At 57.1% G+C, this 21,694-nt stretch carries 18 protein-coding genes; 3 read left to right on the top strand and 15 right to left on the bottom strand.

The window, feature by feature from the left end:
• Nucleotides 1-420: 420 nt before the first annotated feature.
• The 12 genes from HWQ14_RS14370 to HWQ14_RS14315 form a co-directional block, all read right to left on the bottom strand.
• Nucleotides 421-903 (bottom strand): Hcp family type VI secretion system effector, encoded by a 483-nt coding sequence (locus tag HWQ14_RS14370; protein WP_014884229.1) that lies wholly within the window; start codon nt 901-903, stop codon nt 421-423.
• Nucleotides 904-1,083: 180 nt separating this feature from the next.
• A complete protein-coding gene (locus HWQ14_RS14365; RefSeq protein ID WP_413815240.1) occupies nt 1,084-1,473 on the bottom strand; it encodes a T6SS amidase immunity protein Tai4 family protein in 390 nt (129 codons plus the stop codon).
• Between the two features lie 100 nt (nt 1,474-1,573).
• Nucleotides 1,574-2,005, bottom strand: coding sequence for a Rap1a/Tai family immunity protein (locus HWQ14_RS14360; RefSeq protein ID WP_176610079.1), 432 nt, complete (start codon nt 2,003-2,005; stop codon nt 1,574-1,576).
• A 342-nt stretch (nt 2,006-2,347) separates the two neighbouring features.
• Nucleotides 2,348-3,847: a type VI secretion system contractile sheath large subunit gene (tssC, locus tag HWQ14_RS14355; RefSeq protein WP_176610078.1), complete on the bottom strand. Its 1,500-nt coding sequence runs from the start codon at nt 3,845-3,847 to the stop codon at nt 2,348-2,350.
• A 3-nt stretch (nt 3,848-3,850) separates the two neighbouring features.
• Nucleotides 3,851-4,375 carry a type VI secretion system contractile sheath small subunit gene (gene tssB, locus HWQ14_RS14350; protein WP_022648413.1) on the bottom strand — a complete coding sequence of 175 codons (525 nt, stop codon included), beginning with the start codon at nt 4,373-4,375 and terminating at the stop codon, nt 3,851-3,853.
• Between the two features lie 75 nt (nt 4,376-4,450).
• The gene (gene tssA / locus HWQ14_RS14345) at nt 4,451-5,467 is read right to left on the bottom strand and encodes a type VI secretion system protein TssA (protein WP_176610077.1); all 1,017 of its coding nucleotides are present in this window, start codon (nt 5,465-5,467) and stop codon (nt 4,451-4,453) included.
• Between the two features lie 11 nt (nt 5,468-5,478).
• Nucleotides 5,479-6,195, bottom strand: a complete 717-nt coding sequence (tagF, locus tag HWQ14_RS14340) for a type VI secretion system-associated protein TagF (protein ID WP_148417986.1) — start codon at nt 6,193-6,195, stop codon at nt 5,479-5,481.
• A gap of 16 nt (nt 6,196-6,211) precedes the next feature.
• A complete protein-coding gene (gene tssM / locus HWQ14_RS14335) occupies nt 6,212-9,832 on the bottom strand; it encodes a type VI secretion system membrane subunit TssM (RefSeq protein ID WP_148417987.1) in 3,621 nt (1,206 codons plus the stop codon).
• Nucleotides 9,833-9,834: 2 nt separating this feature from the next.
• The gene (locus tag HWQ14_RS14330) at nt 9,835-11,073 is read right to left on the bottom strand and encodes a DotU family type VI secretion system protein (protein WP_148417988.1); all 1,239 of its coding nucleotides are present in this window, start codon (nt 11,071-11,073) and stop codon (nt 9,835-9,837) included.
• Nucleotides 11,074-11,090: 17 nt separating this feature from the next.
• On the bottom strand, nt 11,091-12,434 hold the full coding sequence (gene tssK / locus HWQ14_RS14325) for a type VI secretion system baseplate subunit TssK (protein WP_148417989.1): 1,344 nt from the start codon (nt 12,432-12,434) through the stop codon (nt 11,091-11,093).
• A gap of 28 nt (nt 12,435-12,462) precedes the next feature.
• Nucleotides 12,463-12,966 (bottom strand): type VI secretion system lipoprotein TssJ, encoded by a 504-nt coding sequence (gene tssJ, locus HWQ14_RS14320; RefSeq protein WP_148417990.1) that lies wholly within the window; start codon nt 12,964-12,966, stop codon nt 12,463-12,465.
• A gap of 23 nt (nt 12,967-12,989) precedes the next feature.
• Nucleotides 12,990-13,484, bottom strand: coding sequence for an SH3 domain-containing protein (locus HWQ14_RS14315; protein ID WP_148417991.1), 495 nt, complete (start codon nt 13,482-13,484; stop codon nt 12,990-12,992).
• A gap of 900 nt (nt 13,485-14,384) precedes the next feature.
• On the opposite strand from HWQ14_RS14315, the gene HWQ14_RS14310 reads away from it, so the two are divergent.
• Nucleotides 14,385-15,365 carry a GlxA family transcriptional regulator gene (locus HWQ14_RS14310; protein ID WP_176610076.1) on the top strand — a complete coding sequence of 327 codons (981 nt, stop codon included), beginning with the start codon at nt 14,385-14,387 and terminating at the stop codon, nt 15,363-15,365.
• A 78-nt stretch (nt 15,366-15,443) separates the two neighbouring features.
• On the top strand, nt 15,444-16,454 hold the full coding sequence (gene gap / locus HWQ14_RS14305) for a type I glyceraldehyde-3-phosphate dehydrogenase (RefSeq protein WP_176610075.1): 1,011 nt from the start codon (nt 15,444-15,446) through the stop codon (nt 16,452-16,454).
• A 41-nt stretch (nt 16,455-16,495) separates the two neighbouring features.
• Here gap and HWQ14_RS14300 read toward each other — a convergent pair whose 3' ends face one another.
• Nucleotides 16,496-17,683: an MFS transporter gene (locus HWQ14_RS14300; RefSeq protein ID WP_176610074.1), complete on the bottom strand. Its 1,188-nt coding sequence runs from the start codon at nt 17,681-17,683 to the stop codon at nt 16,496-16,498.
• 115 nt (nt 17,684-17,798) lie between these two features.
• On the opposite strand from HWQ14_RS14300, the gene HWQ14_RS14295 reads away from it, so the two are divergent.
• The gene (locus HWQ14_RS14295; protein ID WP_176610073.1) at nt 17,799-18,755 is read left to right on the top strand and encodes an AraC family transcriptional regulator; all 957 of its coding nucleotides are present in this window, start codon (nt 17,799-17,801) and stop codon (nt 18,753-18,755) included.
• A 13-nt stretch (nt 18,756-18,768) separates the two neighbouring features.
• Here HWQ14_RS14295 and HWQ14_RS14290 read toward each other — a convergent pair whose 3' ends face one another.
• Together HWQ14_RS14290 and HWQ14_RS14285 are read right to left on the bottom strand one after the other, a co-directional pair.
• The gene (locus HWQ14_RS14290) at nt 18,769-20,145 is read right to left on the bottom strand and encodes a carbohydrate porin (protein WP_176610072.1); all 1,377 of its coding nucleotides are present in this window, start codon (nt 20,143-20,145) and stop codon (nt 18,769-18,771) included.
• Nucleotides 20,146-20,239: 94 nt separating this feature from the next.
• A complete protein-coding gene (locus HWQ14_RS14285; protein ID WP_176610071.1) occupies nt 20,240-21,598 on the bottom strand; it encodes a glycoside-pentoside-hexuronide (GPH):cation symporter in 1,359 nt (452 codons plus the stop codon).
• Nucleotides 21,599-21,694: the final 96 nt, after the last annotated feature.

The following is a 21,694-nucleotide window of genomic DNA, read 5'->3' as shown; positions in this document are numbered from 1 at the left end:
TAGCATTTACACTGATAATAAATCCAGCCGCATATCGAAGATCCGTATTATAAGTTCTCGACTTTAATACTACATCATACTCTCCTGACTGCCAGTCCTCTTTATCCCAGAGCAGGCACTCTTCAGATTTTAAAATGTGGCTGGGAGGAAATGCCCCTGGCGAGAAAATTGTTTCCCATTCGTTACCTACAAGGCACATAAACTAACACAGGCTCACTGCTCCTGGTGTTATTCGGAATTCCAAAACAGGGACAATTTTTTTCTACCTTAACAGTTAAACTCTGAAACTGTGCAGGATGGGATATGCAAGTGCTACATGATAATACAATGGGTATAACCGTTAACGCTCTTTCCATTGCACACACCGGATAGTGAACCAATCATCATGACCGGGGCAAAACCCCGGTCAAGGATGAACAATTACGCTTCTTTGTTCTCTTTGATGTTCCAGCCAGCGCTGCTTTCAGCACCTTTACCACCGGCAGTGGTCTGCTCCCAGTACTGCTGTTTCACTTTCGCAGCCTGGAATGCATAGGTCACGCCAACGGTATCGCCGTTGTCGGCACCGGTGTACTGAACGGAAGTCACGAGAACGTCTTCCAGGGTGATGCGGGTATATTCAACCTGCTGACCACCCGCTTTGCAGACGGACAGTTCAACTTTGGTCAGGTGCTTACCGCTTGCGCAGTGTTTCAGGATTGCTGTAGTGGATTTGTCGATCAGAGCGTTAACGTGCAGATCGTTAAAGTTAACTTTACCGGCACCGCCGCCGCCACCAACGCTCATATTACCCGGCTGGGACGCGCCCCAGGAGAAGGAGGTAATATCAGTCCAGCCGGTGTGGTTAGAATCTTTAGATTCGCCCGTAACACCCTCGACCTTCAGAAACATATCAATAGCCATAATATCTACTCTTCGTGGATGAACAATATTGCTTTCGAAAAAGCCCTTATATGGCAAACAGGAAAGCATGGGGCTGAATAAAACCGTCCATATTTTACCTCTGCCTCATATCAAACGACCCGTGTCATTTGACAGTCTTACATTCCCCCTAAATGAACGGAAAGAATGTGAAGTCTTTTACTACTGCGGATTATCCTGAATCCAGGTACGATCAGGATCGCCAATGATGAGCTGCGGAACCAGTTTATTCAGTTCGTCGCTATGATAAAGACGTAGACAATTTAAGGTTACGCCTTTTACATCAGGTTTGCGCTCCGAGTGGAAACCATTAATTTGGTTTTTATACTTCCCAATGATGGCGTTAACTTTGTCAGTACCGTTTTCAGCATCAAACGGTATCCACTCAATAAATGCACTCGCACTGCGGGCCGCATCAGCAGAAAATTGACTGCCTTTATCTGCCACCTGCGCAAGGCAGCGCGCCAGGACCAAATCTTTTACCACCTGCCGGTATGTTTGCTGCTGATAAAAATCAGGGTAGTTATTTGCGGCACACACGTAAAAAGACATAAATACGAGGAAAGAACAGAAACATTTCACCTTATATCCTTTGCCGTAAGACCTGCAGCGCATCAGCTATCCAATAGCAGATAGTTCTACAGAGGAGCTTCTATAAGCCAGTCCGATGCTTGCAGGGGCTTAATTCTCCCATTCCATCAGTAATGATTTCTGAAGCCCGTCGCTTACCCTCCTGCTCAGATAAATAGGCAAAGCGAGAATAAAGAAATTCATGAACCGTATTGGGCAAAATAGGACGTCCTTTACACCATGCTTTCCCCCCTGATGCATCGACCACGCCTAACATGTACATATCCGCTTTAATGCGCTCGCGTTCATTCGTTTTTGAAAGCCAGGCACTGGCGAAGCGCGCTGCGCTGAGATTCATATCGTACCCCGTCAATAACCCCGGGTCGCGAAGTAAATTTGACGTATCATCCTGCGGTAATGCTGTGGCGTCAGGATAAGAATGATTTTCCGTGTGTGCATTAGCCAGAGAGGTGATAAACAACATAGCGATAGCCATCAGGTTTATTTTATTCATAGTATGATCGCGTTAGAGGACGACCTGTATTAAATATACGCCAGCGTGCGGTACTAACGTTTCTCTCTCCATTTCTCTGCGACAGCGTACACACCTATCGCTAATGCATTAAGTCCAGCACACAAGAATCCATGCATTGCGATTCGCGGGACATCTTCCGGCCAGTCAAAGATAAACAGATAGTAGCCAGATACCGTCAGGAACAGCGTGAATGAAATAATGAGCAACGTATAAATGGTTAAATAGCTGATGAATGTTCTTATTATCGGTTTCACAGGTAAATTCATAAGCTATCTCGAATTCACAGTAATGCTGCCGGCCCCTTCGGGCCGGCAATCGTCATTACGCGTCTTTCGTCTTCAGCGACGGCAGCTTAGATACCAGGCGCAGAGAAACGGTCAGACCTTCCAGCTGGTAGTGTGGACGCAGGAAGAACTTCGCGGCGTAGTAGCCCGGGTTGTCTTCGATCTCCTGCACCTGCACTTCCGCAGCCGCCAGCGGTTTACGGGACTTGGTCTCCTGCGAGGAGCTCGCCGGGTCGCCGTCCACGTAGTTCATTACCCAGTCGTTCAGCCAGCGCTCCATCTCTTCGCGCTCGCGGAAGGAGCCGATTTTGTCGCGCACGATGCACTTCAGGTAGTGGGCAAAGCGGCAGCAGGCGAACAGGTACGGCAGGCGAGAGGCCAGACGCGCGTTCGCGGTGGCATCCGGATCGTGGTACTCGGCCGGCTTTTGCAGCGACTGCGCGCCGATGAAGGCGGCAAAGTCGGAGTTTTTACGGTGAACCAGCGGCATAAAGCCGTTTTTCGCCAGCTCGGCTTCGCGACGGTCGCTGATGGCAATTTCGGTCGGGCACTTCATGTCCACGCCGCCGTCATCGCTCGGGAAGGTGTGGCACGGCAGGTTTTCAACCGCCCCGCCGGACTCCACGCCGCGAATCGAGGTGCACCAGCCGTACTCTTTGAAGGAGCGGTTGATGTTGGCCGCCATCGCATAGGCAGCGTTCGCCCAGGAGTAGCTGTTGTGGTTCGCGCCGTCGGTCTGCTCTTCAAAGTCGAAGCTGTCGACCGGGTTGGTGCGAATGCCGTACGGCAGACGCGACAGGAAGCGCGGCATCACCAGCCCCAGATAGCGGGCATCTTCAGATTCACGCAGTGAACGCCAGGCGGCGTACTCGGTGTTCTGGAAGATTTTCGTCAGATCGCGCGGGTTGGCCAGCTCCTGCCAGGACTCCATCTGCATCACGCCCGGCGCGGTGCCGGTGATGAACGGACAGTGGGCCGCGGAGCCAATGCGCGCCATCTCGCCCAGCAGCTCAACGTCCTGCGGGCTGTGGTCGAAGTAGTAGTCGCCCACGATGCAGCCAAACGGCTCGCCGCCAAACTGACCGTACTCCTGCTCGTAAATTTTCTTGAAGATCGGGCTCTGGTCCCAGCCCACGCCCTTGTAGCGCTTCAGGGTACGGCCCAGCTCCTGCTTGGAGATGCTCATGAAACGGATCTTCAGCATCTCGTCAGTTTCGGTGTTGTTCACCAGGTAGCTCAGCCCGCGCCAGGCGCTCTCCAGCTTCTGGAACTCGTCGTGGTGAATGATCTGATTCACCTGCTGCGACAGCTGCTCGTCAATACCGGCAATCAGGTTCTGAATGGTGCGGTAGGTGTCGTTGGAGAAGGTCACGGTGTTTTCCAGCGCCTGCTGCGCCAGCGTTTTTACCGCGCTCTCAACGGCAGAGCGCGCCTGATCGGTTTTCGGGCGGAACTCTTTATTCAGCAGCGCGCTGAACTCGTCCTGGCTGAACGCCTGGCCCGCCTGCTGATCGTGTTGTTGAGTCTGGTTGCTCATCGATTATTCCTCGCTACCTTTCGCACTTTCGTCATTTTTTGGCATCTGGCTCAGGGATTTGAGCAGCGTCGGATCCTGGAGAATCTTGGCGATCAGCTCTTCCGCACCGTTTTTGCCGTCCATGTAGGTCAGCAGGTTAGAAAGCTGGGTGCGCGCTTCCAGCAGCTTGTTCAGCGGCTCTACCTTGCGCGCCACCGCGTCCGGCAGGAAGTCGTCCATGCTGTCAAAGGTTAGATCGACGTTGAGCTTCCCTTCGCCGGTCAGGGTGTTATCCACCTGGAACGCCACGCGCGGCTTCAGCGCCTTCATGCGTTCGTCGAAGTTGTCGATGTCGATTTCCAGGAACTTACGCTCGTCAACGGCTGGCAGGTTTTCCACCGGTTTGCCAACCAGATCGGCCATAACGCCCATCACAAACGGCAGCTGAATTTTACGTTCTGCACCGTAGATCTCTACGTCGTACTCGATCTGCACGCGGGGAGCACGGTTGCGTGCGATGAATTTCTGTCCACTGTTACTCATTGCCATGATGTTCTCCATCAAAGATGCGCGGTGAAGGTGAAACGGCAGACTCCATGCCTGTCGTCATAATGCCAGGACGCGTCATTCGCGGCGTCCAAAGATGTTTTCCAGTTGGTTAACGCCGTCTGGCGCCAGGTCGCGAATAATGTCCATAAAGTTGAGTTCAGACAGCCGCTGCACCCGTTCAATCATGAGCGGTGCGGGATGGCTCGGTTCGTACTGCGCAAAATACTGCTTCGCTTTTTCCAGCATCAGCTGGGCGTCGGCGCGGCTGGTCACCTGCACGCTGCGCCAGTCCGTTACCTGCTGGACAGGCTGCGCGGCAGCCGGCTGCGGCTCCGCGTGCTGTTCAGCCTGCGCCTCGCGGTTCGGCAGCAGCTTGCTGATGTCGGTCACCTGGCAGGCGCTGGCCACCAGCCCGACGGTTTTCAGCAGCTGTTCCATCTCCGGTACGCCGCTTTCTCCGAGATAGCCGGTAAGCAGCTCGCGGATGGCCAGCAGACGCGCGTTGATCTCGATAACCGCCGCGGTGCCGGGCTGGTCGCCGCGGGCCAGCTCGTCAATCAGTCTTGGACGTCCGCCGGGATAGTCCGGGCATTCGGTTTTACTGCCGTCGAGCAGCGCCTGAGCGTCACGCAGCGAAATTTCATCGCCGTTTGAGCGCAGCAGCGAGGCGTTGCGTACCGCGACGGTCAGCTCGGACTTATCGCTCAGCCCGGCGAGGGCGTTAATGCGGTAGAACGGATCGGTCTCGCCATACTCTTCCAGCAGGGGGTAGAGCTGCTCCCAGTATCGGGACAAAGCTTCCTGCACCAGCAGCAGCCCGTCGGCGTAACCAGCGAGCCCGCGACGGCGCGTCCAGGCGTGGGTTAACGCCAGCATGACGCGAAGATCTTTGGTGCGCCCCAGCAGGCTGGTAGCGAGTTTTTCTACCGTGTTCCAGTCGGCGGGCTCCGCCGGAATAATCGTGTCGCCAAACTGCTGCTCGGCTTTGCCCTGGCTTGCCTGCCCCATGGCCTGGAAATCGGCGTCGTACTCCAGGTTTTCCCCGCAGGGGTTTTCAGGGCTTATCGGCGCGAGAAATTCATCGATATTCATAAAGTCCCTGCTTATTCAAACATGGGCGGATAAAGACCGTGGCGGCCCGGTCGGGCGCCGCCTGCCGGATCGAACAGCAGCGTAAACAGCTGCCCGGTGAAGTTCCCGCTGTGTACGTGAGTATAAAGCGGGTAGCCGTCGCAGCGGTTCGTCCACCAGTAGCTGGTCTGACGCAGCGGATCGAAACACTCCGCCGCCTGCGGCCAGCCCAGCGTGTTCTGACCATCGTCCTCATAGCCAATCACGTCCAGAATGTCGGATCGCTTCTGCGGCTCAACCGGCTGCGGCGCCGGGATCGTCATTAACATTTCATCAAGCTGCGAAGCTGAATAGCCGTTACGCACCGCGTGCAGCCCCAGGCGGCCAAGCTGCTGGTACCAGCCTTCAGCCTGCCCGAGCAGACGGGATGACCATTCGGCCGGGGTAAAGCTCAGCTGAATGCAGACCGGATAGTGGCGACCTACGCTGTCGCGGCCCGGAAGCAGGCAACCCATCTGAATCATCTGGCTGCCGAGCATCGGCGGAACGACAAAGTTCCACACCGGCGCTTTGGTAAACTGGCGCTCGCCGCTGCGCTGCTCTTCCTGTTGCCAGGCCAGCAGGCCGACCTGAAACCAGTGCGACCACTGGCGTTGCAGGGTGTCCGGAAAGCGACGCTGCAAAAAATCTCCGGCGCTGGGCAATTTGCCATACCAGCTGTAGCGGTTCATCGCAGGGGTATTCGTCATACGGCTGTCCTTGCGGTTATGGGCATGAGAAACGGGGAAGCTGGAACGGGTTGCGGATGCTGTTCGGCGCAAACTCCAGCGTGACCTGATGTCCGTCGACGCTGAAGGTAGCCTGACGGCTCAGGCTACCTGCGCCAGGGCTGGTGCGCGCCTTGTCGAAAAAGCGGTTGAGCGCCCAGGCGCCGTTGGTTACCAGCGTCGCGGTACTGCCGTTTGCCAGGCCGAGCTGCATACGCACCTGGTTGGTGCCGCCCGGCCCCGGCCAGTTCATGATCTGCACCGCCTGCGGGCCGTGGCTATAGCGCAACAGCTGCCCGTCCACGTCTAGGGTGAGGTTCAGAATGGTGTTATCCATCCGCACGGTGCGCACCGTGACCTTAAAGGATGGCGTCGTGGCTCCGTTGGCAAAGAAGGCATCGCGGATGGACTGCGCCTGCTGGAACGGACGCAGCAGCCCTTCGCTGCCCGGGAGCGTTTTGCCGTCGATGCCCGGCATAAAGCGCCAGTTTGCCTGAGTGGTGTCCACTTTATTGGTCAGGTTATCGCGGAAAAAGGTGTCCATCAGCCCGGTTCCCGGGGCAAACATGCGGGCGAGATCGTCCGGCGTCACCTCGGTGCTGGCGCTGCGCACCAGCGGGTAGCGCCCGGCAATCGCCTGACGGCAGAACCCGCCCACCTCCACGTTGATTCGCTTACGCACGTTCTCCAGATCCCGGCGCTGGGTATCGCTGCTGGCGCCCACGGCCATATTGCTGAACATGGTTTGTAGCCCGCCCGGAAGACGGCCCGCGCTGGCCTGCAGGCGGCTAATTGCATCGCCGCCCGGGGCAGGCATACCGCTGTTAGCCGCGTCCTGAACGGCGGTCAGGTAGCGATAAAGCTCGTCAACCTGCTTGAGAAAATCATCAAAGACAATGGTCTTGCCGCCCTTTTCCAGCGGCTGAGCCAGCTCAATCATTGGGGCAAAGTGGTCGGTCACCAGCTGCTCGGGCGCCTGGTTTACCACCGCGCCCTGGGTTGGGGCATTGTCGTCGTTGCTGAAGAGCGCCTCCAGCGTTCGGGTGGCGCGGTTGCTTTGCGCTTCCGCTTTCTGCGCATCTTCAGGTGCCGGAGCCGTGCGCGACAGCGTCAGCACTTTGCTCAGGTTGAGCACCAGACGGCGCAGCGGCGAGTTGGTGCCTGAAAGCAGGCGCGCGGTATTGATGCGCTGGGAGAGATCGGCGCTGTTATTGAGCTGAATGTCCGCGAGGAAGCGATCCCAGTTGACGATAAAGTCGCGCATATAGAGCTGACGCACGGCGTTGTCGATCTGCTGTTTATCTTCCTCAGCGCTGGTGGCGCCCAGCACCCAGGCATCGTCTTCGTGCAGGGCGGTGGTAACGCTGTCGATCTGGTCGTTAAAGCTTTTCCAGTAGCCGTCCGGGGTAAAGAGCCCCGGCACGCCTTCGCTCACCGGCTTGCCGCTTTTCCGGGAAAAGACCAGCTCGCTCTGCGGGCCGCCGAGGTCAGAAAGCGAAACCGGCTTCAGGCTCTCGTCACGCTCCAGCAGACGCTTCAGGCGGCCGTAGACGCGGGTAGAGAGCGGCTGCTGGTTGATGAGCGCCCTTTCCCGGGCCACCAGGTCTTCGTCCTGCGCATACGGTGAGGCCTGAATTTTCGGCTCCAGCAGCTGCGTCAGGTGCCACTCCAGCTCCTGGAGTTGCGCCTGCGTAACGTTCTGCGGCAGGTTGCGCTGCAGGTTAAGCATCACCCACGAGTGCAGGAATTTGCCGTCGTAGTGCTTCGGCTGGTAGAGCATCTGGTAGGCCTTCAGCGCCTCATAGCTGTACTCCACGTCGCTGCCGTTGTCGTTACGCAGCCAGGTGGTGATGTGCATCGCGACGGCAGGCAGCAGCAGCTGGTCCAGTGCTTTCTGATAAAGCGACTGGGACGCATCGCTGACGTCATCCCCGCGATAAAGCCCCATCCGGCGGGACACAGGCGGGTCGTTAACGTCAAACGCATCGCTTTTTGGCAGATCCACCAGCCCGTTAAGCAGCGGCAGAAGCGCAAACAGGTCGCGCTGGGGCTGATTTTGCAGCGCCTTGCTCTGCTGCTCCAGCATCGGCACCTTCGCGTCAACCTCTTCCAGATACGCTTTATTTTTGGCGTAGCTGGTCAGCCACAGGCCAGCCAGGATCGCCAGCAGGGCCAGCAGCGCCGCATAGCCGGACCACATTACGGCGCGGTTACGCAGTTCCCACCAGCGGTTTTCGCCGGCGATGCCCGCTTCCTGGAAAATCACGTTTTGCAGCAGGTTCTTGATGAAGAAGCTCTGCCCCTTCGCCCCGGGGATCGGCGCGTCTTTGCTCACCGAATCCCAGCTGTCGCTTTCGCCTCCTTCCGGCAGCGAAAGCGCGCGGTTCAGCTCGCCCATCACCCGATCGAACGGCATGCCTTCCTGCGTGCCGCTGGCGAAATAGATGCCGCGCGGAGAAAATTCAGTTTCAAAGTTTGAACGGGCAAAGACCGTGCTCAGGTAGTCTGCCAGCAGCGGGCGCAGCGCGGCGAACTCCTGGGGGAAGAGATACGCTTCGGCGCGCGTTTTTGCGTCGTGCTCCTTAAGCATGGTTTCCGGCAGGCCAGCGTCCAGACGCTGTTGCAGCAGGGAGAACTCCTGCTGGAAGTTCCCCATCAGGTCGTAATCGGCGTGTCGGGTTTGCTCCCACGGCAGCGTAAAGCCCCAGATCTGGTCGCGCTGGGCTTTGTCGTAATCGGCAAACCAGGCGCGGAAGCCTTTGAGCAGGTCAGCCTTGGTGACCATGACGTACACCGGGAAGCGGATACCCAGCTGTTCGTGCAGCTCGGAGAGACGCTGGCGAATGTTCACCGCCTGCTGGCGGGAGGCCTCCGCGGACTGAGACAGCAAATCGGAAATGCTGATGGTGATAATTACGCCGTTGATCGGCTGGCGGCGGCGGTATTTGCGCAGCAGGTTGATGAATTCCAGCCACTCGCCGGCGTCCTGAACCTGCTCGCTCTCCTGGGTGGTGTAGCGGCCAGCGGTATCCAGCAGCACCGCCTCGTTGGTGAACCACCAGTCGCAGTTACGCGTGCCGCCAATGCCGCGCAGCGCGGTTTTACCGAAGCGGTCCGCCAGCGGGAACTGCAACCCGGAGTTGGCCAGCGCGGTGGTTTTACCGGAACCCGGCGCACCAATGATTACGTACCACGGCAGCTGATAGAGATACTGCGTGCTGAAGCGCTGCGTCCACTGCGCGCCGTGCCCCGCCTTGCTGAAGTGGGCTTTTTTCAGCATCTGGGCGGCTTCGTCGAAGCGCCCGGCCAGGATCTGCTCCTCGCTGTTCAGTCGCTTCTGCGGATCGGCCGCTTCCGGGCTGGTGGTGTTTTCGTTGAGCTTGTCCATCAGCTTGCGGTTCAGCCACGCGTTATACAGCCGCGGCAGAATGTGGCTCTGGGCCCAAATCAGGTAGACCACCGCAATGCTGATGACGCGGTTTTGTTCAGATTCGAGGGGGCGGGTATCGACGATGGACAACAGCGGGCCAATCATCCAGATCACCGCCGCGAGCGCCGTTACGCCGAGGAAGCTCCACAGAATGCGATTGGTCAGTATGGAAAGAAGAGTAGTCAGCATCCTTAGTTTCCTTGCGGCAATCCGTTCAGCTCGGCCTGCGTATTTTCAGGCGACACCAGCAGAGTGATCTCTACGCGGCGGTTACGGGCGCGATTTTCAGGCGTAGTGTTTGGCGCTACCGGGTTGATCTCGCCTCGCCCTTCGGCTTTCACGCGTTCTGGCTGCGAGAGGCTGCCCTGCAGCTGTTTTTGCACCGAGCGGGCGCGCTCAAGCGAGAGTTCATAGTTGGAGGCGAAGCGAGCGCTGCGGATCGGCACGTTGTCGCTGTAGCCCACCACCAGAATCTTGCCGCTGACGTTATTCATCGCCTGGGCGATGCGGTCAATCACCGGCTCATAGCGATCGCGTACCACCGTTGAGGCAGAGGCAAACAGTCCGTCTCCTTTGAGGATCACCACGCTGCGGTCCGCCTCATCCTTAACGGCCACCAGGCCGGCTTCAATTTCCGGCTTCAGGAAACCACGCAGGTTCAGCACCGCCGGAAGCTGGCGCGCGGGCTGCTGGATGGTGGTTTCAGGCAGCTGAGACTGGTAAATCTTCGCCAGCACCGGGCTGGTGTTATCACCCAGACGCCAGTTGAGAACGATATAGAACAGGCAGGCGATAAAGCCGACCAGCGCCACGCACGCCCACAGGGGGATCATCGGACGCCAGAGCTTACGCAGCACCGGACGATCTTCCGGGTGGGGCGAAAGCGGCGGCGGGTAGCTGCCGCGCACGCCACGGATCATCTGCCACAGGCGCTGTTTGATGGTTTCTAGCTGGGTGCGGCCATTGTCCAGCACGCGGTAGCGCCCTTCAAAGCCAAGCAGCAGACAGTAGTTGATCATCTCCAGCAGCAGAATGTGCTCGCGCGGGTTTTGCGACAGGCGCGCCAGCAGCTGGAAGAACTTCTCGCCGCCCCAGGTTTCGTTATGAAACGTTACCAGCAGGCCATTGCTTGACCAGACGCCGCTGCTGCCCCATGGCGTCAGGGCGGCCGCTTCATCCAGCGCCGTACAGAGGCAATAGCGCGCGCCGACGATCACCTCATAGGGCAACCCCGCCTGCTGGCACCGCACTTCGAAACGGCGAATCTCATCAATCAGGCGCTGGCGTAGCCCAACCTGGTCGTCGTGGGAAACCGAATGACGGATTTGCGGAATCGCGTTGAGCAGCGGATTGGCGGCCGCCACCAGCTGATTATTGCCACTGGCTCCGGTAAACACGGCATCACTGCCGGTATCCTGTCGTTCCTGCATATTAAGCGCTCGCTTTATTATTCTGTCGGGCTACGGATGGCCCAGAACTCCATATCGAGACCCGGGAATTCCCCTGCAAGATGCAGAGCGAATGCGCCGGACTTGTCCATCTCGTGCCACAGCTCGCTGCCCCTCTCCAGCTCAAAATAGCTGTAGCCCGCATGCCACGGGATCTGCGGCGGGGCAACGGGCATTGCGCGGAGCATAATGCCCGGCAGCTGGAGCTGTACCAGATCGCGAATTTTCGAGACCGGCGCTACCTTCATCTGGGCAGGGAAATGGGTTTGCAGGTGTTCGCCAGGCACGTTGGCTTTGACCGCCAGCACGAAGCCAAACTCCCGTACCATGCTGGTTTCCGGCACGGTGGCGATATTCAGCCCGTGGGAACGCTCGTGCAGCGGCAGCTGAATGGCGTGGTCTTCCATCACCAGCGACAGTCCCTGGCGCAGCATCAGCATCAGCTTGCTGAAGCAGACGGCAAGATCGTCATGATCGTATACCGGCAGAACGCTTTCGGCGGTGCGCTGCGGTGTCCAGGTGGCGAGCTCCGTCGCAAATGGCAGCCAGCTGCGCCAGAGTGCTTCCGGATGAAGCAGCGGCAGCGTTTTAAGATGCGACACGTCTCCCAGATGACGGTTGATCAGCGAAAGCAGCGTAAATTCTATCATCTCAGAGGTGTTAAAACGGCCCGGCTGGCGCAGGCGCCCCCCAATCTGCTGGCTACGCTGGACCAGCAAACCGTGCAGATCGTTGATCATGCCGTACAGCTGGGGGCTGTTATTGGCGTTCAGCATCGGCGGGATGTAGCTGTTATCGAGCCGCACGAGGTTGTCGTTGCGTTTTTCGGTCACGAACGCCACGCCGATGGCGGTCCACTCTGCCGTCAGATCTTTCTCCAGCATCAGCGTCAGGCGCAGACGGCCAAACTGGACCGTCGCCTCCCCCACCGCCATGGCGTTATCGTCTTCCACCTCTTGTTCAAAGGTAATAAAACGCGCCAGTGAAGCCTGCTCCTCGCTGAAGATCACCTCTTCGCGGCCGCCGCGACGAACCGGCAGCGCAAGCACCACCTTTTCATTGGTAAGATTATCCGGGATCCTGAGCGGAGCCGGACCGTTACGATCGCTGCGAACCTGGAAAAACGTGCCGTCAGGCAGCAGGCCGCTGCAGTAGCTCAGGGCGATGCAGCCCTGACGCAGCATCGCCTCGTCCAGCTCAAGGTCGAGAAAGCCCCAGAGATACGATCGCTGCAATGCCCCCCATTCACGAACGTGGTTGAGCAGGTAACTTTCTGCCCGCTGAAAATGGTGCGGACGCAGGAACATACCTTCGGTCCAGACGACCTTTTCTGCTTTCGTCATGATGATCTCTTTCCTGTTATGTAGGCCGTTACTGGCTGATGACCCGGATTCCATTTACGTCAAGAAAGACGCTGGCCTGAAGTTCATCTGCGGACCATTTCCAGAACTGGTAAATCGCGTTTTCGCCGGGAACAGGCAAAGGGAGTGAGACGCGCCATTTTTTTCCGTCCAGCGCCTGATATTCCGCCATCACGCCGATATAGCGCGCTTCCGGTGAGCTTTGTCCGCTCAGGGTTTTCGAAAGCTGGCCCGGCATCAGGAAGAATACATCGCTGTTCAGCAGATTCGCGCCAAGTGTGGCTGACGCGTTGTTCTGCAGGGAATAGAAGTCGCTGGACATGAAATCCGCATCGGATTTCAGCAGCAACACTCTGACCTTAAGCGGCGCAGAATCATTGATTTGAGGATGAGCCTGAAACTGCAGATTGTAGCGGGAGGGGTCGCTGTGTGAAGACGACGTACAACCACCGATCTGAGCGAAAATCACCGCCAGAAAAGCGAACCACATCAGATGTAATTTTTTATTATTCATAAAAATACGCTCTTGAAACCCGTTTAGTTCAGGATCCACGTACCGTTCGCGCTGTCTTTGCAGGCTTTGCTGTTGCCATCGACGTCAACACAGGTGGCTTTTTTCCGCGCTTTAGGACGCAGTGCCTGTTTACGCACGGTGGCCTCGTACTGGTCAGCCTTGATTACGGCACGCATCGGCACGTAACCAATCAGCTGTTCATTCCCTTCATCGGCCAGCGCCATCCAGAAATGTTCAACCTGACCCAGCACAACATAGGTTTTGCCGGTTTCCAGGGTACGGATCACTTTTCCGCCGTAATCAGGGCGGCTCATCAGGGACGCCGGATACATGGCACGGTACGGTTCATTCACCTGGGTGAACTCCGCCGGAGGGGTAACGGCATGACGGTGCGTCAGCGTGACGCCGTTAACCTGGCTGGTGACGATCGTATCGTCGGTGATCGCTGGTTTCTGCGGCGCCTTACAGCCCGCCACCGCCATAACAAACAGAAGTGATAACAATACGCGCAGTTTCATATGCTTTTCCGTAGCGATATTTAGAGGATGAAGAGAGGGGATAAAATTTAACTTAGGTGCTACCGTTAAAAATAGTCAGGATATTTTCGGGGCGTTACTATTATTCGGGCATAGCTACCGCACGAGCCCTCGAGAATAAGGCCCAGCGTATTCCTGACATATTTTGACAAACGGTAAACAAGTTTACATGAGCTTGTCACCTTTTCAATATTTCCTTTTTCGCTACTACTGCTTAGTGAAGCCCCCACCCGACCCTGAGATTAATCTGAAAAATACAGAAATTACGCAATTAACTGATTTAGAAACCAAAAAAGACAAAAGAGAACCATTATCACTAACGTAACACCACTATTTTCGCCACTACCATAATTAGTAGAACGGAGAATTTTTCAGTAGCACATGAATATATCTCACAGGAATTATTTGCTGTGCTGATAGCACATCGACAAAACTCACTAAGGATGAAAAAAATTAATTTCACGACGCAAATTAACTTTATGTTTTACTCCTTCTGAGCGTAATTTCGTCCCTTCAAGGCTATATATACAATTAAGCCTGGCTACAACTTTATTTGCCAAAGCGTTGTTTGAAATATTGCCTACCCGCCCAGGTAGCGAATAAAGACGCTACTTTCTCCTGGCAACCTTCATTTGGTATTTTACCGTCACTACACTATTGCTTCCCGTCCGCCACTGCGACGACTTATTACTAACCTGATGAAAATTTGTTATGAGTTCTTTGCTTTCTCCGGCCATAAATCTCAGGACGGGCGGTAGAACAGGGTAATTAAGCATCACCAGATGCACCGTTGCCCGCATCGGACGGTTGGCATAACCGTGATCTGTGCCGGTCAACGTCCCTCTTCTTGACTTATATCGTAATAAAGGTACTTTTCAGGACATGAAGAAGATCCTGATTATCGTCCCTGACGGCGGCATGCTGTTCGAAGCCGCCGGTATCGCAGACATTCTGATGCAGGCCAACCGGCTGCACCCGGACGGCCTTGCGCAGCCCCGCTATCGCATCATTATTGCCACCACGCAGCCGCATCAGGTGATCCACGGCCAGTCCGGATTAAACCTGCTGGCGGACTACCGCCTGCCGGAGCTGGATCCGCGCGAGCCGCTGGACACCATCATCATTACCGGACGCGGCATGAATGAGCAGGAGAGCACCGCCGTCGTGGACTGGCTGCACCTTGCCGCACCGCATGCGCGACGCGTTGCCTCCATATGCGGCGGCGCCCTGCTGCTGGCACAGGCGGGGCTGCTCGACGGGCGGCGGGCAACCACCCACTGGCGTCTTCTGGAGACGCTGCAAACCCTCTATCCTGCGGTTAACGTCGTGGGCGGCCCGCTCTATATTCAGGATGGTTCCGTCTGGACCTCCGGCGGCGTCAGCTCCGGTTTTGACCTTACCCTGGCGCTGGTGGAGGACGATTACGGCTTTACCCTGGCACGCAACGTGGCGCAGGACATGGTGATGTACCTGAGACGTCCCGGCGGTCAGCTCCAGTTCAGCCGCTATAGCCTGGAGCAGTCCGCCGCAGCCGGCCCCGTCAGCGAGCTGCAAAGCTGGATCCTGCAGCACCTCACCGCCGATTTGTGCGTCGAAAAGCTGGCAGAACGGGTGGCGATGAGTCCACGCAATTTCACCCGCGTGTTTACCCGTGACGCCGGCGTGCCTCCCGCCCGCTACGTCACGGAGGCTCGCCTGGCCGCCGCCCGACAGCTTCTTGAACAGACCCACGATTCACTTGAAGCCATTGCCGAAAAAAGCGGATTTGGTACCAGCATTAACCTGCGCCGCGTTTTTGAAAAGCAGCTCCACCTGACGCCGGGAGAATACCGCCAGCGCTTCCACTGTCGCAAAATGGCGTAATGTGATCCTTTTTTGTCATTTACGCCATCCTGACCGACGCCTACAGTGACTCCAGACAACACAGATAAGGAGTGCATCATGGTTAAGGTCGGTATTAACGGTTTCGGCCGTATCGGACGTAACGTCCTGCGCGCGGCGCTGGGCAACCCTGACCTTCAGATTGTGGCCATTAACGATCTGACGGACAGTAAAACCCTCGCCCATCTGCTGAAATATGACTCACTGCTGGGCACGCTTCCGGTGCCGGTTGAAGCGGCGGACGGCGCGCTCCAGGTGGACGGCCAGCGCATCACCGTATTTAGCGAACGCGATCCGGCCAACATCCGCTGGAAAGACGCGGGCGTCGAAGTAGTAATCGAAGCCACCGGATTCTTTACCGAGCGAGAAAAAGCGGCGGTGCATATCTCGAGCGGCGGCGCGAAACGCGTCATCATTTCCGCGCCGGGCAAAAACGATGACCTGACGGTAGTGATGGGCGTGAACGACGGGCTGTACGATCCGGCACAGCACTTCGTGGTCAGCAACGGGAGTTGCACCACTAACGGACTGGCGCCGGCCGCGCAGGTGCTGCACCAGCAGTTTGGTATTGAGCACGGGCTGATGAACACCACCCATGCGTACACCAACAGCCAGGCACTGCACGACCAGCCCGAGAAAGATCTGCGCGGCGCACGCGCGGCGGCGCTGTCGATTGTGCCTTACTCCAGCGGCGCGGCGAAAGCGCTGGGGAAAGTGATCCCCTCCCTCGACGGTAAGCTGACCGGGTACTCCCTGCGCGTGCCGGTTCCGGTGGTATCGATTGTCGACCTGACCGTAACGCTGAGCCGCGATGTGACCGCCGAAGAGGTCAATGACGCGTTCCGTCAGGCAGCCGCCAGCGGACCGCTGAAGGGCATTCTGGGCTACAGCGATGAACCGCTGGTCTCCAGCGACTATCAGGGCGACCCGCGCTCTTCCATCATCGACGGGCTTTCCACGCTGGTTATTGGCGGGAACATGGTGAAAATCCTTTCCTGGTATGACAACGAGTGGGGATTCTCAAATCGCCTGGTGGATCTGGCGGTACTGATGGATAAGGAAGGGTTATAAGATCTAAGCCGGGGGGCTCTTGCGTCCACCCGGCCAGCGTATTACTCCGCTTTAACCTTCACACCCATAAGCACAATGACCATCGCCGTGACCAGCAGGAAACCGCTTCCGGCAAAGACCCCGCTGGCACCGTTAAGGTCAAACACCGCCCCGCCACCTGCCGCGCCCGCGCCGATGGCAAACTGGATTGATGCCACCAGCAGGCCCCCTGCACTTTCCGCTTCATCCGGAACGGTGGTAGCAAGCCACGTTGACCAGCCCACCGGCACCAGACCAAAGGCAAAGCCCCACATCGCCACCAGCAGTCCGTCCAGCATTGCCAGATGGCCAAACGCCACCATAGCGAGTGCCAGCATCCCCATGGCGAACGGGACCAGCGCCAGCGTCAGGCGCAGATTGCGCGCCAGCAGGTGTCCGGCAACCGAGGTGCCGATAAAGTTGGCAATACCAAAGCCCAGCAGGATCAGCGAGATGCTTTCCACGCTCGCCTGCCCCACCGTTTCGAGGAACGGACGCAGGTAGGTGAAGAAGGCGAAATGGCCGCTGAAGATAAGGATCGTCGCCAGCATTCCGCCAATCATCCCCGGACGACGCAGCACGCGGAACAGCGTACTCAGGCTCCCGCTGCTCTCCGGCTTCATGGACGGCAGGACCCAGAGCTGCCACAGCAGCGCCAGCACGCTCGGCAGAATGCACAGGATAAACACGTTACGCCAGCCGATCAGGCTGCCGAGATAGCTCCCCAGCGGCGCCGCAACCACCGTAGCAATCGAAACGCTGGAGAAGATCACCGCCAGCGCTTTTGGCACTTTATCGGCAGGGACCAGACGCATCGCCGTCGCGGTCGACATCGCCCAGAATCCCCCGATGGCAATGCCCAGCAGCAGGCGCCCCATCAACAAAACGTGAAGCCCGGGCGCAAAGGCCACCAGCAGGCTGGAGACGATTTGCAGCACCGAGAAAAACATCAGCACCCAGCGCCGGTCGATACTTTTGGTCGCGGGGGTAATCAGCAGCCCGGTCACCAGCGCCACGAGGGCGGTGGCGGTAACGGCCTGTCCCGCCATTCCCTCACTCACCTCCAGGCTCGCGGCCATCGGCGTTAACAAACTGGCGGGCAGAAACTCTGCCGTTATCAATCCAAATACCCCCAGCCCCAGGGAATAAACGGCCCGCCAGGCAGGTTTTGCCGGCGCTACGGCCTCTCTCGCCGCGACACATGAGTTCATCTGTTGTACTCCCGTTATAGAAATGTGACTAATGTCGCAAAAGCATAGAGAGTTCAGCATGGACGATCTATGACATATAATCTCCACTTATTGATTATTCGTCCGGAGTTATGCCATGACCGTTACGTCACCCGATTTGATCAGCGAACTGCTGCGCGGCATGCGCCTGTCGGGCGTGAAGTATCGACGGATTGAAGCCAGCGCGCCGTTTGGCGTGGCCTTCCATCAGGCCGCGGGGAAGGCGCAATTTCATTTTGTCAGCCACGGCACTGCCCTGCTGCGTATGGAGAGCGGCGCGACGTTCCCGCTTAACGGCGGCGACGCGCTGTTCATCCCAAACGGCAACGCCCACGCCCTGCTCTCGGATGAACACGCCGATATCACCCCGGTCAGCGCCTTTCCGGGAGAACCCCTTTGCAGTTCGGTCTGCGCTATCACCTGCGATCCGTGTCCGGACAAGGAGAAAACCATCATCTTCAGCGGATGTATGGATTTTGAGCTGGGGGGTATGCAGCCTCTGATCAAAGCCATGCCGGAAGTCATGATGGTGAGCCGGCTGATGTCAACCTGGCCGGAGATCCACCCGCTGCTTGCGGCGATGGAGCGCGAATCGATGACGCGCCAGGCCGGATTCGCGGGGATCCTGGCTCGCCTTGCGGACGTGGTCGCCGCGCTGATTGTTCGCGGCTGGGTGGAGGCGGGATGCGGCAACGCCACCGGATGGGTGCAGGTGCTGCGTGACCCGCGCCTGAGTCGGGCCATTTACGCAATGCACCAGCAGCCGGGCCTGAACTGGAGCGTGGCGGACCTCGCGAAGGAAGCCGGCACCTCCCGGTCCGTATTTGCCGAGCGCTTTCTCGCCGCGACGGGCACCACGCCGGCCAGATACCTCAGCGAGCTGAGGATGCGGCTGGCCATTCAGTATATTCGTCATGAAAATCAGCCGATTGAAGCGGTCGCGCTGCGGCTGGGTTACGGCTCTCTGGCGGCGTTCAGCCGGGCGTTTAAGCGGATTATCGGGCATGCGCCGGGCACGCTGCGGGAAGCCAGCCAGGCCCCGGAGGAGGCCTGACTGGCGAACGGCATCAGAAGTAGTATTTAAAGCGCACGCGTCCGCCGTAGCGATCGTCATTCCGGTCATCGCCCTCGTTCGGATGCGCTTCCACCCAGGAGGCGTAGGCGCCAAGATAAATATTGAAGTTTTTCATCTTCATGACGTTCGGGATCAGGTATGAAGCATGCAGGGTGTGAATATCATAATCCCCAGGATCGGTGATCCAGCAGTCGCCGTCGCAGTCACCGTCAAAGTTAGCGGCGTTGAAGCTATCGATCTGGTTATGCGCGTAGATATAGCCCAGCTCAAAATTACGCCATAAGGCATTCACGCCCGCGGTGAAATCCTTCTCGTCCGTGGCATCCATGTATGCGGTGTTCAGGTTCGCCACGATGCCGTTATCCGGGTCGGTTTTCTGCCCGTTCCACGTCATGGTGAAGCCGTAGCCAGTGCGGTCAGACTGATCCACCCAGTTCCCCGATCCGTCGCGGTAGCCGTAGGCGTTGTTGACAAGGTTGCTCTCCATCGCGAGGGCCGTCGAGAAGTTGCCCTCCTGCCAGGCAATAACCGGGCGAAGGTAAGCGACGTTTTTATCGTTATCCAGATCCACGCAGTGATACTGCTGGTCTACAAACAGCGCGCTGCCATCTTCCAGCAGGGTGTTAACCTCGAAATACCAGTTACCGAGGGTTTTGCTCAGCAGGAAGTTACCGCCGCTGTCGCTACGCCCTCGCCCCTCTTTCATCATGTAGATGTAGCCATAGCCGTCGCTGTAAAGATCGTTGGCCGTGTTGCCGGAATATTCAACGAAGGTGTCCTGATTCAGCGGGAACATGTCGTAGGCTTCGAAGCGGCCGACCTTCACCTGCCAGTCGTTTTCCGTGCCGAAGAAGAAAACGGCATCATCCAGATTCATTTTGCCCGTCAGGTCCGCCAGCGGCTGCACGGAGAAACCGGCAAAGTTGCCGTTCTCCATGCGCCTGTAGCCGTCAAAGCCCAGCAGAAGGCGTCCGTTAATATCCCAGCGTTCGTGGCTGCCGGGTGCCCAGTCCTTATTGGCCGACGTTTTTACAGAGGTTAAGCTGCCGGTCCTGCTGGCCGCGTCCATATTAAATTCGACGTCACCATAAAACTTAATATCCCCGTAGCCGGATAACGTCAGCTTCGGCGCCGCTTGCCCTGCGGCAGGCTCGGTGGATTCAACGACCACCGGATAAGAGGTAACGCCAATCCGCTGTTGTTCCAGAGCCTGAATTTGTGCTTCCGCCTTTGCCGCCCTTGATTCGGCCTTTTCGAGACGCGCCTCCAGCTGCGCCAGTTTATTTTCCAGCTGCCCGGTCTCTTTTGCTGCCATTGCTCCGGTAGTACAAAACGCACTGATAATAAGTGCAAGACATTTCACTTTCATCGACTCCATCCTCGTGAGTTAATCATTATTTCCTGACGGACACAGAGAACCTCACCGATAATTCGCATTAATTATCGGCTTACTGCTTCACCCCTTAAGAATGCGCAAACTCGCCTTTATTTAAATCACGCACCACGCCGTTCATGACGCTTTCGGTTAATTTATAAAACCTAATCGAGAAGGCGGTAAGTAAATAAAAGAATGACGGGATCAGCGTAAACAGCAGAATGACGCCCTGAACGGCAGTTTCCGATTGTACGGTGCTGTTCGACTCATAGTTGAACCAGGCCAGCACCCATCCCAGAATGGCACCGCCGACGGCGACACCTAATTTAATCACGAATATATTGGCCGCCACATTCATCCCAGTAATACGACGCTGGGTTTTCCATTCGCCATAATTATTTGCATCGGTAATCATGGTCCACTGGAGCGCGCCGTTGCCGCCCTGCACAATTTGAATAAGAATGTGGGCGATCAGCGGAATCGCCCAGAACTCCAGCGGCAGCCAGAAGCAGGCCACGCCCAGTGCCGCGTTCAGAATATTGATCCAGAACGAGAGTTTGACCTTGCAGTAGCGGGTGCCGAACGGCTGGGCCAGCACGGAGCCAAGCATGGAGGCCAGCATCCCGCCGAGCATAAAGAACGAGATGACGTCCGCCCCCTTGTTGAGCACGGTATTGACGTAATAAACCACCGCGCCGCCGCGGATCACCACCGCCACCAGCATCATAAAGTTGTAGAGGGAAAGTACGCGCCACTGATCGTTACGAAAAAGAATCTTAACGTCTCGGGCGATGTTCAGATTCTCCTCTTTGATGGGCTGCACGCGCTCTCTGGTGGTTGCAAAGCAGACGATAAACATCAGGCACCCAATCGCGCCAAAAATCGCCATCGCCACCTGTATGCCGGTGGCTCTGTCACCGGGGCAGAGATAGTCCGCCAGGGGCAAAATGAGGGCTGTTCCAAGCGCACCGCCAATGGGGGTGATGGCAAATCGCCATGACTGTAGCGAGAGGTTTTCACGCGGGTCGGAGGTCAGCGCGGCGCCCAGGGAACAATATGGAATATTAATGGCGGTATACATCAGGGTCATAAATATATATGCCCCGACGGCGTAATAAATTTTGCCGGTTTCGGTGAAATTCGGAATGGAATAAACCAGTACACAGCTCACCGCAAAAGGAACGCATATCGCCAGTAGCCAGGGACGAAAACGCCCCCAGCGCGTTGAGGTTGCGTCGGCAATAGCCCCCATCACGGGATCGGTAATGGCGTCTAATAAACGCACCAGCAGAAACATGGTGCCCATTACGGCCGGCGGCAATCCATATATATCCGTATAGTAATACGCCAGAATGGCCACCGATGAGTCAAATACAATATGACTCGCTGCATCTCCCAGGCTATAGCCTATTTTTTCTTTGACCGGAATTTTTTCAGCCACCGACATCGCGTTACTCCTCGTTAATGAAACCGCTTTCTTTTATCGCGGTAATGTCGCCCGAGAGTGGCGCCACGTTCCATTATGTTTTTTCATCCCTTAATT

The sequence above is a fragment of the Enterobacter cloacae genome (assembly GCF_013375935.1).
Classification (GTDB): Bacteria; Pseudomonadota; Gammaproteobacteria; order Enterobacterales; family Enterobacteriaceae; genus Enterobacter; species Enterobacter pasteurii.
This window is presented reverse-complemented; position numbering and strand designations above follow the sequence as displayed.

Coding starts and splice junctions, on each gene's coding strand:
- HWQ14_RS14370 (WP_014884229.1), bottom strand. CDS start 903: ATGGCTATTGATATGTTTCTGAAGGTCGAGGGTGTTACGGGCGAATCT.
- HWQ14_RS14365 (WP_413815240.1), bottom strand. CDS start 1,473: ATGTCTTTTTACGTGTGTGCCGCAAATAACTACCCTGATTTTTATCAG.
- HWQ14_RS14360 (WP_176610079.1), bottom strand. CDS start 2,005: ATGAATAAAATAAACCTGATGGCTATCGCTATGTTGTTTATCACCTCT.
- tssC (WP_176610078.1), bottom strand. CDS start 3,847: ATGAGCAACCAGACTCAACAACACGATCAGCAGGCGGGCCAGGCGTTC.
- tssB (WP_022648413.1), bottom strand. CDS start 4,375: ATGGCAATGAGTAACAGTGGACAGAAATTCATCGCACGCAACCGTGCT.
- tssA (WP_176610077.1), bottom strand. CDS start 5,467: ATGAATATCGATGAATTTCTCGCGCCGATAAGCCCTGAAAACCCCTGC.
- tagF (WP_148417986.1), bottom strand. CDS start 6,195: ATGACGAATACCCCTGCGATGAACCGCTACAGCTGGTATGGCAAATTG.
- tssM (WP_148417987.1), bottom strand. CDS start 9,832: ATGCTGACTACTCTTCTTTCCATACTGACCAATCGCATTCTGTGGAGC.
- HWQ14_RS14330 (WP_148417988.1), bottom strand. CDS start 11,073: ATGCAGGAACGACAGGATACCGGCAGTGATGCCGTGTTTACCGGAGCC.
- tssK (WP_148417989.1), bottom strand. CDS start 12,434: ATGACGAAAGCAGAAAAGGTCGTCTGGACCGAAGGTATGTTCCTGCGT.
- tssJ (WP_148417990.1), bottom strand. CDS start 12,966: ATGAATAATAAAAAATTACATCTGATGTGGTTCGCTTTTCTGGCGGTG.
- HWQ14_RS14315 (WP_148417991.1), bottom strand. CDS start 13,484: ATGAAACTGCGCGTATTGTTATCACTTCTGTTTGTTATGGCGGTGGCG.
- HWQ14_RS14310 (WP_176610076.1), top strand. CDS start 14,385: ATGAAGAAGATCCTGATTATCGTCCCTGACGGCGGCATGCTGTTCGAA.
- gap (WP_176610075.1), top strand. CDS start 15,444: ATGGTTAAGGTCGGTATTAACGGTTTCGGCCGTATCGGACGTAACGTC.
- HWQ14_RS14300 (WP_176610074.1), bottom strand. CDS start 17,683: ATGAACTCATGTGTCGCGGCGAGAGAGGCCGTAGCGCCGGCAAAACCT.
- HWQ14_RS14295 (WP_176610073.1), top strand. CDS start 17,799: ATGACCGTTACGTCACCCGATTTGATCAGCGAACTGCTGCGCGGCATG.
- HWQ14_RS14290 (WP_176610072.1), bottom strand. CDS start 20,145: ATGAAAGTGAAATGTCTTGCACTTATTATCAGTGCGTTTTGTACTACC.
- HWQ14_RS14285 (WP_176610071.1), bottom strand. CDS start 21,598: ATGTCGGTGGCTGAAAAAATTCCGGTCAAAGAAAAAATAGGCTATAGC.